The organism is Cellvibrio sp. GW822-FHT04B05 (assembly GCF_058800985.1).
In genome coordinates, this window is record NZ_JBXAMU010000001.1 from 1,069,241 (window position 1) to 1,085,954 (window position 16,714).

The following is a 16,714-nucleotide window of genomic DNA, read 5'->3' on the forward strand; positions in this document are numbered from 1 at the left end:
TGTTGCTTTTTTGCGGTGCACTTAACACTCACAGTGTGCAGCGGGTTTGTTTATCTGGCTGTTTGCTTTGAATGTATTAAACGAACGAAAATTTTCCTCATTTTTGTATTTACCCGAACAGCCATCTGTATTTTTAGCCGCACTATAAATGTGATTCAACAGCCAATGGAGTGAGTTGTTGATGTAGCAGCGCGAAGTGTCAATATTGTTTTGACACTTGCGTAATCATCGACCAAACCACAGCAATAGAATAATAGGAATAAAAAATATGAACACATTTAACCATCAATCATCACACACCAAAAAAAGATATTCGCGCCGGCTACTGCCGTTGGCGATCTCCTTTTTCGCATTTTCTGTGCAAGCGCAAACCCTTATATGGAGCGATGAGTTTAACGGCACGCAATTGGATACCAATGCCTGGAATATCGAGACAGGTACCGGTATTAATGGCGATTGGGGCACTGGTCAATTAGACCGTGCGACCGAACGTCCGGAAAATATCAGTTTCCTGCAGAATGTGAGCGGAGCCGATGGCGGTGTGCTTGCCATTACCACGCGCAAAGAATTTTATATCGACAAGGATTACACCAGTGGCCGTATCAATACTGCAGGTAAAGTTGCGTTTGGCCCCGGTCATAAAATTGAAGCGCGGGTATGGGCGCGTGATGTGAAATACAAAGGGCAGGGTTTTGCATTCTGGATGATGCCGAATGAAATTCCCGCCGGCCAGGATCACCTTATGTGGCCGCAGGGAGGGGAGGTGGACATTATGGAATATGTCGGCTCGATTCCATTCCACAATCTTGGCACTGTGCACTATGCCTGGTTCTGGGAAAATAACACTTATCAGGATTGGAACCACGGTCATCTTGGCGGTTATTACAGCTTCAAAGATAAACAAGGTCCGGATGAACCCGAATGGATTCAAGTAGATTTGGGCAGTGCGCAAGCGTTTAGCCAAGTCGTATTAAGTTGGGAAGGGGCTTATGGTAAAACTTATAAAATCCAAACCTCAAATGACCAGGTAAATTGGACTGATGTTTATTCCACCACCAATGGTGATGGTGGTGTTGATGTTATCAACGCAAATGGCAATGGCCGCTATGTGCGCATGTACGGCACCGAGCGCGCGACAGAATGGAGTTACTCGCTGTTTGAATTTGAAATTAAAAATGCCGCAGGAACCAATCTCGCGTTGAATCGCCCTGTCACTGCATCCTCGTTGCAAGCGCCGGATTTGTCCGCCGCTAATGCTGTAGACGGACAAAGCTCAACGCGTTGGAGCAGCAATCTGCGTAACCCCGGCTATGGTAATTATCCACCTGCACCGGGCGATCAAAATGCGGGAAGTTACGGTTGGCACACATACGGTGTGAATTGGCATAACGACCGCATTGAATTTTATGTCGATGGCAATGTGTATCACATCCATTATTTAAATGACGGTGGTGCATTTCCTCCTGCTGATGGCGGCGATGCAGCGCGCACGGAAATTCGTAACGGCAAGCGCACGTATGTTTCAGAATATTCAAATCACTTTCCGGAGTGGCATCCGTTCGAACACCAAATGTATTTAATTTTAAGCGCGGGTGTTGGTGGACAATCGGGCTTTACTTATGGTGGCGGAATTGTGCCTGAAGCGGTTTTCCCTGCATCAACATTAATTGACTGGGTGCGTGTTTATTCCTTGGGAGGCGGCAAGCCGCCTGTGCTTCCACCAACAACGCCACCCGTAAGCCCGCCTGCAAATACCAATCTTGCATTGAATAAAATTGCGGTTGCTTCATCGCAAGAAGGTGAGGCGCTGGCTGCAAGCTTGGCTGTGGACGGTAATACCAATTCGCGCTGGGCAAGCCAGTGGAGCGATGCGCAATGGATTTATGTCGATCTTGGCAGCAGTAAATCCATTAACCGTGTATTGCTGAAATGGGAGGCGGCATACGGTAAGTCGTATCAAATCCAGGTGTCGAATGACAAAGTGAATTGGACCAATATTTATTCCACTACAACCGGTGACGGTGATATCGATGATATTACCGCATCCGGCACCGGCCGCTATGTGCGCATGAACGGCACCCAGCGCGGAACCGGTTATGGTTATTCACTGTGGGATTTTGAAGTCTACGGTGGCGGCACAACCCAACCACCGGCCACAACAACCAATAAAGCGCTGAATAAACCCGCGACTTCTTCATCTGATGAAGGTGCCGCCTGGAATGCAGCGCAGGCAGTGGATGGCAATTCAAACACCCGCTGGGCCAGCCAATGGAGCGATGCACAATGGATCAAAGTCGATCTGGGTTCTGTGCAAAGCATTAGCCGCGTAAAGCTCAATTGGGAAGGTGCCTTCGGTAAGAATTATCAAGTGCAAACTTCCAGCGATAACACCAATTGGACAACTATCCACACAGTGACTAACGGCGATGGTGCAATTGACGACCTTACCGTGAGCGGCTCAGGCCGTTACCTGCGCATTAACTGCACTGCGCGCGGAACTGGTTACGGTTATTCATTGTGGGATCTTGAGGTTTACTGATGTTGCTTTAAATTACGATTAAAGGCGGCTTTTGCCGCCTTTTTTTATGTGGTTCAGCACATTAGCTGGATTTAAAACCCAATGCTGCGAGTCAATAAGGAAACTGACCGGATTTATATAAAGGGGGAAGCTGATGAATTTATTAATTAATATCGACGTACTGGATTTAGGTCCCGCTATAGATTTTTACTCGAATGCATTCGGCCTGAAACTTAATCGTATGCTGGATGATGATGTAGCTGAACTAACGGGTGCATCATCCACTATCTATCTTCTTAAAAAAGACGAAGGTTCTACCTGTTCTAAATATTCCACTGAAACTCGCCACTATAAAAGGCATTGGACTCCCATCCATTTTGATATTGTTGTCGAGGATATCTGGCAAGCCACCGAGCGCGCCATCAGCGCCGGGGCAACTATTGAAACGGAATGCAGCGAATGGCGAGAATCAAAATGCATAACATTTTCCGATCCTTTCGGTCATGGTTTTTGTTTAATTGAGTTTGAACGGGATACGTATTCATAAATGCATCCATAAACAAGGCATACTATAAATTATTGCTCTTCATTAGCTTTTCGCAAATATATGTTGGCAGGTGTATTAATATTTTAGGATTGTTTTGCCGGAAAAGGAGCGCTTGTATTATATTGATTGTAGTTGTTTTGATTTATTTTTTAGGAGGCGTAATGAGGGTGCTATTGGGTAGTACAGATTTTACATTTCGTCAAGATGTAGTCAATGGAGTAGTTCCCATGTTAAGGGAGTTGAGAAAAGAACTTTTGTTAGAAATTTCGGGGGGAGAAAAAAGAATTGGGGACTATGAAGAAATAAAAAATTGGATGCTTGAAATATATAAAGAAAACTATTCTGTTGCAGATATGTATCAAGCCATTCTCTCAATTAAAGAAGACTTGCTTTTAGAAGAATGTGAACTACCAAGTTTGGATGAATGTAAAAAATCAATCATCGATGCAGAAAATCGTCCATTACCTAAATTTAGTTTTGTATCTTCAGTCTTCAATGGGGAGTCTGCCGGAGTACTAGTTCAAAGAGAGTCTCTCAAGGTTGGTGGTTTAATTTACTCGATTACAATATTTAATAAAAAATATTTAACTAAAAAAATTGTTAGAATCGAAATTAGATCATCTAGTATTGAACCAGAACCGCTGGCATCCATTTTTACCCAAAGTGGTTGGCTGTATTTTTCAAAGGAAGAGGTGCATTTGGAGGAGTATTTAATATTTTCACTGCAGTGTTTAATTGCACTTCATCGTTATAAATATCCCAAATTACCCTTGGATTCTATTAGAGATGATAGGATAGTAAAACCTAAGTCAAATGAGTATTTAGAGCGGCTAATTGCAGACGCATTTTTAAATAAGGTTGCCTGTTATAAGGTGGAAGTTAGCCTTGCTGATGTCGTACCTCGCGATATTGACTACGCAATAAAAATCCATGACGAACAAGTAGAATTTTTTATTAGTCAGATATCTGATTTTGGTTATTCCTTTCAAGAAATTCTTTTATACGAAGGGAGTGGTCGTTTAATCATGGATGATGATTATCCTTTATATCTCGCCTATAGGGCTTTGGGGCTTAACCAAATTCCAGCTGTTATAGTGGGTGATTTTGATCAGAAAAATGTCACTGTTTTTAAAAAAGGCGGCTATGAATTAATTCCTCCAATTGTGGTTTCAAAAAATAGTGATAATTACCAGATAACCAAAAATAAAGAAGATCTACTTAAGGAAAAACTAGCACGTTTAGCTCCGAATGTTAGCAGTGCTGCGGTGTTGGAAAATAAGTTAATCCAGTTTTGTAGGTTGTTAAGCCGTCCTTCAATTTCAGAGAAGGAATTACACAAGTTTTTAAATGAAAATCCGCAAATTATTGATAGTCATGCAGCTTCAATTTACAGCGAAGTTTGTATTGGCCGTTTTAGAGCTGATTTGATACTTTGCTATGAACAGCTCGACAAGAGAGTTTTGCTAATCGAGTTAGAAAAACATGATGATGAAATATTGACTAAGGCTAATAGACTTAGAAAAAAAGTTACGCATGCCTCTCAACAGGTGGAGGATTGGATAAGGGGTATAAGATCTGGTGATGAAAAGGTTCCTGATTGGTTAAATAGAGAATTTGTTTTAGAAGGAGTTGTGGTCATAGGTAGATCCCGTGATCTTACAAATGAGCAAAAAAGGATATTGAGTTCTATCAATACTAATCGTCTTGTAAAAATTATAACTTACGATGATTTGTTGGAGCGCCTGAGTCGACTAATAAAAGTTATTACATCACGTTAACTATTGTGCATAATTGAAACCTTACAATGCGAAATTATCCTATTATAGCAATATAGTTTCCATCTTGCTGATCACGGTTGGATGTTCACTAATGAGTTAGTCAATTTGCTAGTTCAATTTGTAGTTATATATAAAATTTATTTGGATTGTCTAAAAGGTCATTGGTCAATCGACTATTAATAAACATAATATGGTTGCCCAACGATTTTACATTTATAGGAGATTCATAATGACAACTAATAGCGTTCACTTTCATCGCGTTCTTCGTACCACACCCGAAAAATTGTACCGCGCTTTTACCGATGCCGATGCTTTTGCAAGATGGCTCCCACCTTGCGGGTTTACTGCGAGAGTTCATCATATGGATGCAAAGGCAGGTGGCTCTTACAAGATGTCATTCACCAATTTCACTACCGGGAACAGCCATTCATTTGGTGGTACCTATCGTGAATTAGTTCCTCACAAGCTCATATCCTATACCGCTAAATTTGACGATCCCGATATGTCCGGCGAAATGCGGACAACGGTAGAGATAACATCGGTTTCTTGCGGTGTAGAAGTCAAAATAAAACAAGAAGGTATACCTGCAGTTATTCCAGCGGAAGCTTGTTATCTTGGTTGGCAGGAATCGTTGGAGTATTTGGCAAAGTTGGTTGAGCCGGAAATTCCGGATTAAGTTTTACCAGGGCTCATAACATACAGTTCATATAGTCGCAGCGATGATTTGCCTTGTTTATGCAATAAAGCTGAATAAGTAGTCATTTTCTTCCGTGCCAATTTAAGCCCATCGCAACATGGTACAAGGACTGTTTCACATTTCCCGTCGATTGACGTATCGATCTACCTATTCCTTTTTTCGACACAAAACTGTTACCCAAATCTGCAGATGATGCGGATGGGTTAACACATTTTGTAACCTTAATTAGCATTCAAATGAAAAAACAGTTTCAGATTAATGAAAATAAAGTGGGAAACAGCAAGATATAGGTTCGACTTTTTTCTAGGTGTGCTGCATTCGGTATCTGCTGATTTATAACGGTTTTTTTGCTTCGTTTGATTATTTGAGTTTTATTCGCATTTTTTTATACTCGTGCCGTGCAACAGCGGAATTCACAACAATAACAAAGGCACTGGGCACTTTTTCGCTTTAATCATCTGATCCATTCCCCCGGTATGAGTAATTACCCATGCCATGGCGAGTTATTATCTGGAGAAAATTATGTTAAGAAAAATTCCGACGCTTAACTCCAGGATGCTGATGTGGTGGTGTTTATTAGTATCCCTTTTTTCTGTGCAATCGGCTTTGGCTGCTTCGGGCCATACAGTATTATCGGCTACCAGCGTCAAGTTTTATGTGACAGCCGCTCCCTGGGCCGATGTGCATTACACAATCAATGGTGCAAACCAGCAGAATATTCGCATGACTGCGAGTGGCACCAATCACGAATACACCATCACGGCTGCGACTAATTCAGTGATTCGTTATTTCTATACGATTGGCAATAACACTGGCGGTGCAAATGATACGGCCTGGGTGCAATTTACCTTGACCGGCACAACCAATCCGCAGCCCGGCGGAGTAGCGCGGGTTTATCAGCATTGTAGCTACGGCGGTACTGTAATCGGCTTGGGAGTGGGCACTTATACGCTCGCGCAATTGCAAGCGCTGGGTGTGCGCAACGATGATATTTCATCGGTGCAGGTGAATAGCGGTTACGAAATTGTGCTTTACCAACATGATAATTTTGGCGGTACCGCAATTACCAAATCAGCGAATGATGATTGCCTGGTAGACGATAATTTTAACGATGCCACCAGTTCGATCGTTGTGCGCGCAACGACCGGTGTGCCACCGGGTACTCCGGGCACCGCTAATGGTACCCACAAGCGCCTGAAGATTATCAACGGCTGCGGTGACCCTATGTGGGTGCAATGGCTAACGGCTCCGGGGGTCAGCTTCAGTGGTCCTAATCGCCATCGCCTCGCCAGCCTCGGCAGTTCAATTGAATACGACATTCCCGATAAAGGTTTACCGAGCATGCGCTTCTGGCCAGGTTTTGGCTGCGATGCGAACGGTCATAACTGTCGCGTAGGTGCGAGTGGCGGTCCCGCTAATTTGGGTTTCACTTGTCCGGCGGGCGGATGTGCGCCGCCAATCGATTCCAAATTTGAAGCGTCTTTTGGTTGTATCCCCGGTGTGAATGATGCGCAGTGCGTACAAAATCCTTCCGCACCCGGCACACCGTTAGGCCGTGGCGATTGGTGGAACAACAGTTTTGTGGATGGTTACACCGCACCGATGAAAGTGATCGTGAGAGGTAATTGCCCGGTCGGTCCACAACCTGCGCCGGTATTTGGTCCCGGTGGTCCACCAGGCGGTGTGATTGATTGTTCAACTATCCGTATTTCGGATTGTCCGACCAACGAAAACCTGAGCACCGATGGCCGCTATCCTGCGCTTGCGAATGTGAATTTAATTGCGACCAATCCGGTCACCGGTGCGCAAGCGGGTTGTTATTCGCCTGCAGCAAAACTCACTTACCGCAATTGGCCGTCAAGTACGCCGATTTACAATCCGGCTGATCCACAAGCGCAGATGTACACCTGCCCAACGCCACCCATTTCTCCCGAACAATGTATGGCGGGGCCAGCGGATCGCACCAAATATCGCAATATGGTTCACTCCCATTGCAATACCTACGCTTACGCCTATGACGATGGTGTTGGGCTATCCAGTTGTCCGGCGGCGACAAATTTAAGTTACGAAGTAACTTTCTATTGTCCGCGCTAGGAGGGTTATGTCCAGGCAGGATGAGTTACGAAAATTTTATTGAAGGAGCAATAAAAACAACCTGTGCGATTTTTATCGCACAGGTTTTTTACTGAGGGGGCAATACTAACAACATCAATAATTAAAAAATGGCATTTTGCTACATCATTTAGCCAAACAGTGTGTGAACTACTCATACACATTCTGAATCCTCCACACTTCTATAAGGAATCGATTATGAATAATAAAACATCAACAACACGTCAGTTACTGACAGCGGCGTTACTTGCTTGCGCCGGAATGGCTTCAGTAGCCAATGCAGTGATATATCAGGCTGAAAATTACAACGCGTATTACGATACAACACCCGGTAATACGGGTGGGGTTTTTCGCGGTGATGGCGTTGATATCGAATACACAACTGATACAGGCGGTGGATACAATGTAGGTTGGATTGCGCAAGGTGAGTGGCTTGCCTTTAATGGTTTGAATATTCCGACTACTGGCAGTTACACCGTTCGTCTACGTGTGGCATCACCCAATGGTGCTACTGCCTCAGTGGATTTAAATGCGGGTTCAATCCAATTAGGTAATTTTGTTATCCCGGCGACGGGCGGTTGGCAAAATTGGACTACGGTATCACGCACTGTTACTTTAAATGCGGGTACATATAGTCTCGGTGTGTTTGCGCAAACGGCAGATTGGAATTTTAACTGGATTGAAATTATTCCCAACGGCACTCCCGGCCGTACGTTGGTTTGGTCAGATGAATTCAATAGCATCAACACCGCTAACTGGACGTTTGAAACCGGCGGTGGCGGTTGGGGCAATAATGAATTGCAGTATTATACCAATGGACAGAATGCATTTATCCAGAATGACCCTGCTGCTGGTGGCAATGTATTGGTAATTGAAGCGCGCAGGAATAATCCTTCCAACTACAGTTGCTGGTACGGCACCTGTACTTATACATCTACCCGCTTGGTGAGTCGCAATAAAAAATCGTTTCAATATGGCCGTATTGAAGCGCGTTTGAAATTGCCACAAACCCAGGGAATTTGGCCGGCATTCTGGATGCTTGGTAATAATCTTGGACAAGTGGGTTGGCCAACTTCCGGTGAGATCGACATTATGGAGCATGTAGGTTATGAACCGACAACAACCCATGGCGCACTTCATGGGCCAGGTTACTCAGGCAATACGCCTTTTGCGGGAACACATAATCTGGGTGAATATGTAGATGTGAATTACCACGTATATGCAGTGGAGTGGGATAGCAATGGTATTCGCTGGTTCCGCGATAACGTGCAATTCTATTCAGTGACCCGTGCACAAGTGCAATCTTATGGCAATTGGGTTTTTGACCAACCCTTCTTCTTATTACTCAATGTCGCCGTTGGTGGTAATTGGCCAGGCAGCCCAAATGCAAGCAGCGTATTCCCGCAACGTATGTATGTGGATTATGTGCGTGTATATCAATAGTCATTACACAATGCTTTTTTGATTTCGAACTTGGCTAAAAATTACATTTAGAGTTGGGTGGATCATTGTGCTAAGCAATGATCCACTTTTTTTGATCAATCAATAACTGTTAATTTTGGTGACAATAAAGGGCTGTTCCAGTTGAAGTATTGCTGTATATAGGGATAGGGATTACTCTGATGCGGGAATTAATTATTCATAATTACCATTTATATAATCTCAAAAAGGAGTTCTTGTATGACTGATATTAATTTTTCGAGCATAGCGGTTGGCACCAATATTCCAGCCAATTATCAAGGTTTCCAGTGGGCAGCCTACCGGCCCGATGGAAGTTATTCGGGGCCGGTCGGAGTGGTTGATTCTGCGTCGGTTCATGTTATTCGAAACTTGGGTTTTCAAATAATTGGAGTGGGTGGTGGATATTTCACGGTCACTAGCATAACGGCTAACACCTGGTTAGGCATGCCGCTTGACTTCAGTGTGGTTGGTTACAAGAACGGTAATGAGGTCTATAACACTCCAATTCAATCGGATAGCGGTAATACCTTTCCTGTTCCCCCAGATATAGTGGATAAATTTGAGATTCATTCCAATGCCATGGAAGTTTTTGAGGTTTCTGCCATTACTGTGACGGTGTGAGTTTGATATTAAAGCTGATTTTCGGAACCTATCAGAAAACTTTTCATCTGGTAGTTGAGTAAGGATATTCATTACGTAATTAATTTTTATCAATTGGGATATGTCGGCTGTGCGTATTTCAGCATAGCCGGCAGTATCATCGGCTAACTTTCAACAAAAGTGATTTTTTATCCATAGGAAATCGCAAAACCTTAAAAAAAAATAAGTCGATAGGTTTATTTTCCTTTGCCAACATTAAGGCCTGGATACAGGTTTTTTTGAATTAATCGAAGCATTCTATCTCTCTGAGGTCGCTATAAATTCATCAATATTCGTGAAGAGAAATCGAGTTTTGTTTAAAGTTAACTATTTTAAATAAAAATCCCCAGCTTGGGCTGGGGGTGTCAATAGTTCGAGGCAACTATTTTGAACTGTAATTTCTTTTGTGCACTTCGAGTGTTGAATTATTGAAATCACCCAACCCTAATTCGTGGCGCTGCTGTAGTAGCTCCACGTAAATGGCCTTCGCACGTAGATCAATTCTATCGAGCTGCTCTTTCTGTAGCACCAGCTCCTCTCCGTAACGAGCTTTGTACACAGCTTTATAGGCATCAATGTTCGCTACAGATCCTCCTTCATCACCTCGCATGGCCTCCAATTTGTAGAGCGCCAATATTTCGGTAACCCCCAGTTCACGTCCCTCCGGGGTCTTGTCTTCCCCGCTCGCAATCATATCAATTTGAGTTTGCGATGCTAAATGCGTAAGAGCTACGGTAGCGCCATGCACAGCGGCTTTATAAAACTGTGCGTTCGATTCATCCAGTTTGTCTCCCTGCTCGATATACCGTCGGCCTAACACAAGCATAGCTTTAACATCGCCAGAATTTGATAGATCTTTCAAGACTTGTTCGCTATAGGACTGATACATCTGGTAATCCTCACCAGAAATGTAACCTCGCTCATTACTCCAACGCATCATTTCCTGATACTCAGAAAGCTCCATTTTTGCCTGACCCTGATCAATAGTTTTGGTGGTTGATTGTGCGGAGGCGGTCTGAAATTCAACAGATGATTGCGTGTCGCCCTGACCGTTAGCATGCACATCATGCCTAACTATTTCCTGAGCAAACACGCTATCTTGCTGATTATTCACTGACCGTTGGTTCAGGTAATATCCATACGCAAAGGCCATTATCCCAACCACAACCATCGCTGATTTAATCACTTTCTTAGATACCAGCCCCATAGCTTTCTCCGTTAAACTTTTACATTGCTTCGCAGGCATTGTCAGCCGCGATCTGGTCAGTGGAGCAACTAGCAAGTGCCGCAGTATATGCTCTATTCATATCTGTTTGGCAGTCATCACCCCATTGATAGATAGCGTATGCTGAGCCAGCGAGCAAAAATGCACCCACGCCCTCTCCCTCGGAATATGCCCATCCACTCGCAACGCCAACTGCTCCACCAATCCATTTAGCACTGAGACAATAGGTAGTATTCATGGCATGAAGAGTTGTATGGCTAGAATTGCACAATTTCAATGCATTCACTGCGTCGGCTTTACAGTCAGCTTTCTGTTTTTCCTTTGCCTTCTTTTGAGCGTCGGCAATTCTAACTGAAGATAGATCCATAATGCGCGGTCCACCCGGACCTATCCCGCGACTGATATTTACGCCGCTGTCATAAGTACGTGTGCCTGTGATAGTCAAATTAATAAATTACATCCGCAATGTTGACTTGTAAGTGGTTAGCAAATTCGCTGTTGATTTGATTAAGCCATCCATCACCAAATTCAATCACCATCAGTTCTACAAATCTATAATTATTTTTTATAATGAAAGCTTGATACTTTTGTTCGGCGATTTCATCGGCAACATCTATTCGAGTTAAATCTGACATACATGAATAGATCTAAGTAATTAGAAATTACTTGCAGGCTGCAACAGTCGGGAAACGCGATTTTTATCAGCTTTGACTAACTTTCAAAAAAAGTGATTTTTTATCCATAGGAAATCGCAAAACCTTAAAAAAAATAAGTCGATAGGTTTATTTTCCTTTGCCAACATTAAGGCCTGGATACAGGTTTTTTTGAATTAATCGAAGCATTCTATCTCTCTGGGGTCGCTATAAATTCATCAATATTCGTGAAGAGAAATCGAGTTTTGGTAAAGTTAACCCGCTTTTGTTGAACGGATTGTGACAGCACTGATAGTCAGTGCTGCAATTCATATAAATAACGCCAGGGATAAATGCCGCGATCATGGCCATCGCTGAATACCATTTGCAATCCATATCCCATCGAATTCATGGCGATTACTTTCACATCGGCATCCACTAGCACAATTTGCCCTTGAATACGCGCTGCACGGCATTTGGCACATGGGCATGCACCGCGAAGGTATTGATGACTAATAATCTTTACATCATTATTTGGCCAGGTCACCACAACCTGTTGCAGTGCTTGCGAATTGCTCAGCGATAGCGGCGCAGTGTTGTACATGTGCTATACCTCAATGTTTATCCAATTGCGCCAGTGCAATCCGCACCGCTTTGCGCACTTCGGGATCACTATCATTTTCCGCATCGCGTAGCGCCGGTAATGCGACGGGATTACCTAACTCACCCAATGCCAGCGCAGTTTCCTTCCGCAGATTGCTAATGCTGTGACTGAGTAATTCCAGTAACGCGTTAGTGGCAGGGACAAAGCGAATCTTTCCCAATGCGCGAACCGCTTGTAAACGCACTTGCCAATAGGGATCTGTAAGCACACTAATTAAATAATCGCCGCTTGCCGCCAGGCGCAATTTTCCGAGTGTGCCGGCAGCCTCTTCACGCACTTGCCATTCGGCATCGCTAAGCGCGCTGCGTAGGGCAGGTAGTACGCTATCGTTGTTTGCCAATCCTAATGCGCCGGTCGCAGCACGGCGCACTTCTATTGCTGAATCATTACTGGCAAGGCGCGCAAGCTCGGGCAAGGCGTCAATATGTTTTAGCCAACCTAAAACCCCAACAGCCTCGCGGCGCACATTGGCATTTTCATCTTGTAATGCAGTGAGCGCATCGGGTGCAGATGCAGGCAGGCGTAATTCACGCAGCGCGCGCCACGCATGTTTGCGCACCTCAGCATTCTGGTGTTTTACCCAACGCAAAATAATGTGGCCGAGTTCTGCCGTTTTTAACTGGCTTAAACTTTGCGCTGCAATTTCACCTACAGTTTCATCTGCATCGGTAAGTGCAGCGCTTAAGGCTTCAACGACTTCGGGTTCTTCCCAACCTTCCAGCAAGCGTGCGGCTTCACGACGAACATCTACATTACTATCGGAAGTTAATGCGTGCATGAGCCAAGGGAGTGCATCCGGGTCTTCAAGATCGGCGAGTTCAATTAAAGCAATACGGCGTGTGCTGGCATCACTATCTTGCAAGCGTGGTTGCAAAATTAAAATATCGGGATTGTCGGTAGTCAGTTGCATCGTCATGTTCAATTCTTCTCGTAAACTATCAGTGCACGCAATGTTAAACGGCGATGCGTGTTTCGGGTGGTAAACCCAGCGGCGAAAGTCGCGGTAGCTGACGGCCCTCTTCGTGATTTAATAAATCCAGGCAGTGTCGTTTTAGTTGCATAAACTCCGGTGTCGTCACTAATTCAGTGCGGCGTGGTCGCGCAAAATTTACCGGCAGGTTTTCGATAAATCTGCCTGGGCGAGGGCTCATCACTAAAATACGATCTGCAAGAAAAAGTGCTTCGTCAATATCGTGAGTAACGAATACCAGCGTTGTGCGGATGCGGCCCCAGATGTCGAGTAACAACTGCTGCATCTTCATCCGCGTCTGTGCATCCAGCGCGCCGAAAGGTTCATCCATTAATAACAGGCGTGGTTTATTAATTAATACGCGCGCAATTTCCACGCGTTGCTGCATGCCGCCCGATAGTTGGCTGGGCCAGCGTGTAGCAACATCTTGCAAACCAACTTGCTGCAACATTTCCAGCGCTCGCGCCTGGCGCTCCGCTTTATTAACGCCACGCATTTTCAAACCGAAAGCAACATTGTCCACCACGTTCAACCACGGAAATAACGTGTGATGCTGGAATACCATGCCGCGTTCCGGTGAGGGGCCGTTGATGGTTTCTCCATCCACCTCAAGCACACCGTTTGCCGGAATAATATGGCCGGCGAGTGCACCCAATAAGGTCGACTTTCCGCAACCTGAAGGACCAAGCAAACATACAAATTCGCCCGGCTGGATGTTAAAGTCCACTGCTTGTACCGCTTCAAATTCATTGGTACCGGTACCGAGGCGAATAGATAATTGTTGAGCGTTGATTTCTCCCTGTGCAACAGCGGGATTTCGTTGGCTTGTTTCTGTTGATTGGTTTTCGTAAATAGTCATCATGATTTTCCTTGCAGTCGATACCAGGGCGTTAACCAATCGCCAATGCGTTTTATTAACCAGCTACTGCCCATGCCGAGCAAACCGATTAACAACATGCCCACCACGATATCGGCGTAATTTTGAATTACATAGGACGACCAGGTGTAATAGCCAATCCCCCATTGTCCGGAAATCATTTCCGCTGTTACGAGGCAAAACCACGACGTGCCCATGCCGATAGAAAGGCCGGTAAAAATACTGGGCAATGCGCCAGGCAACACGACTTCACGCAAAATTGCACGCGGTGATGCACCCAGGCTGCGCGATGATGCAATCAACCGCGGATCAACTGCTTCGACGCCGTGGATAGTGTTTAATAAAATTGGAAACAGCGCACCGGTAAAGGTGATAAAAATCATCGATGCTTCTGATGAGGGAAACATTAATATCGCCAGCGGAATCCAGGCTACTGCTGGAATAGGGCGCAGCAATTCCAATGGCGGCATCAACCAGTTTTCCGCTTTGCGTGAGCGTCCTATGACCAGCCCCAATGCAACGCCGACGATTGCTGCCATCGTATAACCACTAAATACCCGCGCAAGGCTGCTACCCAAGTGGGGTAACAATGCGTTGGATTGCAGTAATTGCCAAATCGCGCTGACAACGGCTTGCGGTGTGGGCACATTGGAAAATGTAATTACGCCCAAATCGATCTGCAATGTGGATGCAAAATGCCACAGCAACACGCAGACTGCGACAGAACCTAATTGCATACTCGCCGTAGTGAAACGGGAGGGTAGTGCATTGGATTTCTTTAAACTGGCCATAGTTAAGATCTCAACGTAGTGCGATAGCTTGTCCGCGCAGTGCACTGAATGCCAACGCTTTGCCACCGTGTTGTTTCGCAAAGGTTTCAGCTTGTTCTTTTAACAGGAATGCATCCAGCTGGCCGTTATTGCCCTGGACAAACCATGCCTGATTGGCGAGCAATTTAATTCCACTGTCTGATGCCTGGGCATAAATCGCGCGGATATCTGTACCCGCTTCTTCCAGTTTTTGCAGTTCAGCTAACGCATCTTTAAATGATGTGTAATGGCGCACCAGCGGTTCATCGCGCACCCAAATTTGTGCGAGGTGTTTGAAATCGGTAATCGGTTTTCCGCTTACTGCATCCTTGGCATTGAGTGGCAGCGGTGCATAATCTTTTAACGCAGCCTCATAATTGCGACCCGCTTGTTTAAAGGCTTCACGCACATAGGTGTCATTAATAAAGGTTGCTACATCCAATCCTTTATCGGTACGTTTTAATAATTTCAGCGTATCGATTGCGGTGACAGTTGCCTGGCGATACTCGGGTTTCCAGGTCAAGTCGCGAGTTTGTAATCCGAGTGGGCCATGGAACAGGTAATTTACTTCAGCTTCAATGCCGGTTAATTTTTCAATCAGCTCACTGTATTTTTCCGGTTCGGCAGCGATCAAACGGTCTGCTTCAATCGCTGCGCGCAAATAAGCCACAACAATTTCGGGATATTTTTTTGCGTAAGCTTCATCCACTAAAGTGCCGTGGTAAGTTGGTGCGTTGGCTTGTGATCCGTCATAAATTTTGCGTGCGAAACCGCGATTGGGAAATAGTTCAGCAAAGGGAACGAAGTCAGCATGTGCATCAATACGGTTGCTTTTTAACGCAGAACCGGCAATTTCCGGTGCTTGTGCGATAATGCGCACATCTTTCTGCAAATCCCAACCTTGTGCTTTTACTGCGCGGAGCAACATCCCGTGCGCAGTAGAAGCAAAAGGAACCGAAATCGTTTTACCTTTTAATTCGGCGAGTGATTGCACCGCTGATGCAGCGGGCACCACAATGCCATTACCGCTGCCTTTAATGCTGCCGGAAAGCACACTGATAAAAATACTGCGCTTGCCGGCGGCTTCATGGGCTACACCATTAAAGGAGCCGGGGAAATCGGCCATTGCACCAAAGTCCAGTTTCCCCGCAACCATTTCATTGGTTAGCGGCGCGCCGCTGGTAAAGTTCTTCCATTCAATTTCATATTTTGCATCTTTATATTTACCGTCTTTGGGTAAATACTTTTCCAGCAATTTCAATTCGCGGATTATTAATCCACCGGTGGCGCAATTGATGGTGGTGTCTTGTGTTCCGAGTGCAATGCGGATGGTTTCCGCGCTCGCGCTAATACTGGCAAACGTAAATGAAGCGGCAAATGAAATCGCCAGGGCTAATCGGTTGGTAAAACGCATAATCGTTCCTCTCTGGTATCCAGGTGGTTATCGTTTCGCCTCAGGTAGAGGTAGGCAACGAGAGGTTTTTATTGATTGGCATCTGAGGGTAAGCTCAGGTAGCAAATAGTCCTTCTGAAAATCAGCGCAGCAAATAGGGAATTTCCACTTTTACTGCACCCGTAGGGCAATCGGTTTCGCAGGGCATGCAATACCAGCATTCATCGAACTGCATAAAGGCTTTATTGGTTTCCGGATGAATAGCCAATAAGTCCATGGGGCAAACATCGACGCACACCGTGCAACCTTTATGGGCGATGCATTTTTCTTCATCAACAGTTACCGGTGCATTGCTGCGGAAAAAAATACTTTGTTGTTGCTGGGCCATGAAT

At 45.0% G+C, this 16,714-nt stretch carries 16 protein-coding genes; 7 read left to right on the forward strand and 9 right to left on the reverse strand.

Annotation, left to right across the window (positions count from 1 at the left end; genetic code table 11):
* Window positions 1-268 precede the first annotated feature (268 nt).
* From AC1RJL_RS04350 to AC1RJL_RS04380, 7 genes are all read left to right on the forward strand, one after another.
* The gene (locus AC1RJL_RS04350; protein ID WP_492911513.1) at window positions 269-2,539 is read left to right on the forward strand and encodes a galactose-binding domain-containing protein; all 2,271 of its coding nucleotides are present in this window, start codon (window positions 269-271) and stop codon (window positions 2,537-2,539) included.
* Between the two features lie 133 nt (window positions 2,540-2,672).
* A complete protein-coding gene (locus tag AC1RJL_RS04355) occupies window positions 2,673-3,065 on the forward strand; it encodes a VOC family protein (RefSeq protein WP_492911514.1) in 393 nt (130 codons plus the stop codon).
* Window positions 3,066-3,187: 122 nt separating this feature from the next.
* The gene (locus AC1RJL_RS04360) at window positions 3,188-4,843 is read left to right on the forward strand and encodes a Shedu anti-phage system protein SduA domain-containing protein (protein WP_492911515.1); all 1,656 of its coding nucleotides are present in this window, start codon (window positions 3,188-3,190) and stop codon (window positions 4,841-4,843) included.
* A 229-nt stretch (window positions 4,844-5,072) separates the two neighbouring features.
* The gene (locus AC1RJL_RS04365) at window positions 5,073-5,519 is read left to right on the forward strand and encodes an SRPBCC family protein (protein ID WP_492911516.1); all 447 of its coding nucleotides are present in this window, start codon (window positions 5,073-5,075) and stop codon (window positions 5,517-5,519) included.
* Window positions 5,520-6,062: 543 nt separating this feature from the next.
* Entirely contained in the window at window positions 6,063-7,634 is a 1,572-nt protein-coding gene (locus tag AC1RJL_RS04370) for a hypothetical protein (protein WP_492911517.1), read from the forward strand.
* Between the two features lie 216 nt (window positions 7,635-7,850).
* Window positions 7,851-9,095, forward strand: coding sequence for a family 16 glycosylhydrolase (locus AC1RJL_RS04375; RefSeq protein WP_492911518.1), 1,245 nt, complete (start codon window positions 7,851-7,853; stop codon window positions 9,093-9,095).
* A gap of 237 nt (window positions 9,096-9,332) precedes the next feature.
* Window positions 9,333-9,734 carry a hypothetical protein gene (locus tag AC1RJL_RS04380; RefSeq protein ID WP_492911519.1) on the forward strand — a complete coding sequence of 134 codons (402 nt, stop codon included), beginning with the start codon at window positions 9,333-9,335 and terminating at the stop codon, window positions 9,732-9,734.
* Window positions 9,735-10,134: 400 nt separating this feature from the next.
* Here AC1RJL_RS04380 and AC1RJL_RS04385 read toward each other — a convergent pair whose 3' ends face one another.
* The 9 genes from AC1RJL_RS04385 to AC1RJL_RS04425 form a co-directional block, all read right to left on the reverse strand.
* Complete coding sequence (locus AC1RJL_RS04385) at window positions 10,135-10,959, reverse strand: hypothetical protein (RefSeq protein WP_492911520.1); 825 nt, start codon at window positions 10,957-10,959, stop codon at window positions 10,135-10,137.
* Between the two features lie 19 nt (window positions 10,960-10,978).
* Window positions 10,979-11,344 carry a hypothetical protein gene (locus AC1RJL_RS04390; protein WP_492911521.1) on the reverse strand — a complete coding sequence of 122 codons (366 nt, stop codon included), beginning with the start codon at window positions 11,342-11,344 and terminating at the stop codon, window positions 10,979-10,981.
* Window positions 11,345-11,423: 79 nt separating this feature from the next.
* Complete coding sequence (locus AC1RJL_RS04395) at window positions 11,424-11,612, reverse strand: hypothetical protein (protein ID WP_492911522.1); 189 nt, start codon at window positions 11,610-11,612, stop codon at window positions 11,424-11,426.
* A gap of 313 nt (window positions 11,613-11,925) precedes the next feature.
* Window positions 11,926-12,213, reverse strand: a complete 288-nt coding sequence (locus AC1RJL_RS04400; RefSeq protein WP_492911523.1) for a gamma-butyrobetaine hydroxylase-like domain-containing protein — start codon at window positions 12,211-12,213, stop codon at window positions 11,926-11,928.
* 10 nt (window positions 12,214-12,223) lie between these two features.
* Window positions 12,224-13,189 carry a HEAT repeat domain-containing protein gene (locus AC1RJL_RS04405; protein ID WP_492911524.1) on the reverse strand — a complete coding sequence of 322 codons (966 nt, stop codon included), beginning with the start codon at window positions 13,187-13,189 and terminating at the stop codon, window positions 12,224-12,226.
* Between the two features lie 37 nt (window positions 13,190-13,226).
* Window positions 13,227-14,105: an ABC transporter ATP-binding protein gene (locus tag AC1RJL_RS04410; protein WP_492911525.1), complete on the reverse strand. Its 879-nt coding sequence runs from the start codon at window positions 14,103-14,105 to the stop codon at window positions 13,227-13,229.
* Entirely contained in the window at window positions 14,102-14,911 is an 810-nt protein-coding gene (locus AC1RJL_RS04415) for an ABC transporter permease (protein ID WP_492911526.1), read from the reverse strand. The genes AC1RJL_RS04410 and AC1RJL_RS04415 overlap by 4 nt, the downstream gene beginning before the upstream one ends.
* A gap of 10 nt (window positions 14,912-14,921) precedes the next feature.
* Complete coding sequence (locus tag AC1RJL_RS04420; RefSeq protein WP_492911527.1) at window positions 14,922-16,343, reverse strand: ABC transporter substrate-binding protein; 1,422 nt, start codon at window positions 16,341-16,343, stop codon at window positions 14,922-14,924.
* A gap of 121 nt (window positions 16,344-16,464) precedes the next feature.
* The gene (locus AC1RJL_RS04425; RefSeq protein ID WP_492911528.1) at window positions 16,465-16,710 is read right to left on the reverse strand and encodes a 4Fe-4S dicluster domain-containing protein; all 246 of its coding nucleotides are present in this window, start codon (window positions 16,708-16,710) and stop codon (window positions 16,465-16,467) included.
* Window positions 16,711-16,714 lie beyond the last annotated feature (4 nt).